General features: G+C 64.7%; 1 protein-coding gene. It reads right to left on the bottom strand.

All coding sequences use genetic code 11. The features are described from left to right. Positions 1 to 102 precede the first annotated feature (102 nt). A complete protein-coding gene (locus ACWIE7_RS19190; RefSeq protein WP_454070336.1) occupies positions 103 to 1,479 on the bottom strand; it encodes an IS30 family transposase in 1,377 nt (458 codons plus the stop codon). Positions 1,480 to 1,640 lie beyond the last annotated feature (161 nt).

Below are 1,640 nucleotides of genomic sequence, written 5' to 3'. Positions count from 1 at the left end.
GTGAACTTCCGCGGCGATACCCACCCCGAGGGCGATCGCCGCGCCCGCGGTGATCGTCGACGCGAATGCCTGCCCATAACGATCGAGCAGCCGTGGGCGGATTCAATCGGCCGTCGCAACACTTGACGTTTGTAGTGACTGTAGATGCTCGTCCAGAGCTTCGGCGGGAGTTCGCCATCCGAGAGTCTTTCGTGGCCGCGTGTTGAGGGTGTGCGCGATGGCGGCGAGGTCCTGTGCGGTCCAGCGGGATAGGTCGGTGCCCTTGGGGAAGTACTGGCGCAGCAATCCGTTGGTGTTCTCGTTTGAACCGCGCTGCCATGGGCTGCGGGGGTCGGCGAAGAACACCGGCAGACCGGTCTCGATAGTGAATTGCGCGTGCGCTGACAGCTCCTTGCCACGGTCCCACGTCAGCGACCGCAGCAGGTGTTCGGGCAGATCTGTGATCGTCCTGGCCAGCGCCCGCGACATGCTCTCGGCTCCGTAACCAGACAATGCCGGCCCGTTCTTGACCGGTGGCGATTGCCCATAGCCCTCTTCGCGGGGCAAGTGAACGAGCATGGTGAACCGGGTAGTGCGTTCGACGAGCGTGCCGATCGCGGAGCGGTTGAGACCGATGATCAGATCGCCCTCCCAGTGCCCGGGCACAGCCCGGTCCTCGGCCTCGGCTGGGCGCTCGCTGATGAGGACCTTGTCGCTGACGTGCGCCCACGCCGCGGAACGAGTGCGCTCGCGCGGTACCCGCAGGGCCCGACCCGTGCGCAGGCAGGTGACGAGCTCACGCTTGAGCGCACCTCGCCCCTGTATGTAAAGCGCCTGGTAGATGGCCTCGTGGGAGATGCGCATGGACTCATCATCCGGGAAGTCGACCTTCAGGCGGTTGCTGATTTGCTCAGGGCTCCAGCCGTTGACCCAGCGGCGATCACCACGGTGCGGCTTGTTGCGCCCCGCCCATTTTGCTTCCTCCGGCCCGTCGATCGGAGCGCCGCCACTGTCGGTGATCTTGCCGGCCAGTCGGTCCTGGACATACTCACGCAGAGGATCGTTTCCAACCAGCTTCGCCTCCTTCGGGCGGGCGGCGAAGATCTCCGACTTCCACTGCGCAACCGAGGCCCGATACTCGAGCTTGCCACCGCGGGTCGCAGCATTGCGACGCAGCTCGCGAGAGATCGTCGACGGCGCACGATTCAGCGTGCGGGCGATTTCGCGTACCCCCTTACCCTCGGCGACCATGACCGCGATCTCTTCGCGCTCGAAGAAAGACAAATATCGGGAGGACACATCCGTGGCCAGGTGAAGCGGCATCCCACCACGATGGCGGAACCACCGGGAACCAACCGCACTCGACACGCCGACCGCCGCGGCGGCCTGTTCGCTACTGACCCCGGTCGCGATCTCATTCCAGAACAACCGCTCCACCTCACGACGGTGCGAAGGCCGGCCCGGCGACTTCAACGCCGACCTTCCCGTGATTTCCTGCATCCATGCTGCTGGCCTACCCACAATCCACCTCCATTACCTGGAGTGTTGCGACGACCAGTTGAATCCGCCGTGTATACAGCCCGAACGTGCCCCCAAAGGCGGCGACGGACAGAAAGAAGATCGCGAGCACAGCCCAGAACCACCAGCTCCCGCTCATCGCC

It is taken from the genome of Dietzia sp. NPDC055343, assembly GCF_053645265.1.
The sequence above is the reverse complement of the archived record's forward strand: the minus strand, read 5'-3'. Positions and strand labels throughout refer to the sequence as shown.

Excerpts from the sequence above, each read along its gene's own strand:
- ACWIE7_RS19190 (WP_454070336.1), bottom strand. The coding sequence starts at position 1,479 with ATGCAGGAAATCACGGGAAGGTCGGCGTTGAAGTCGCCGGGCCGGCCT.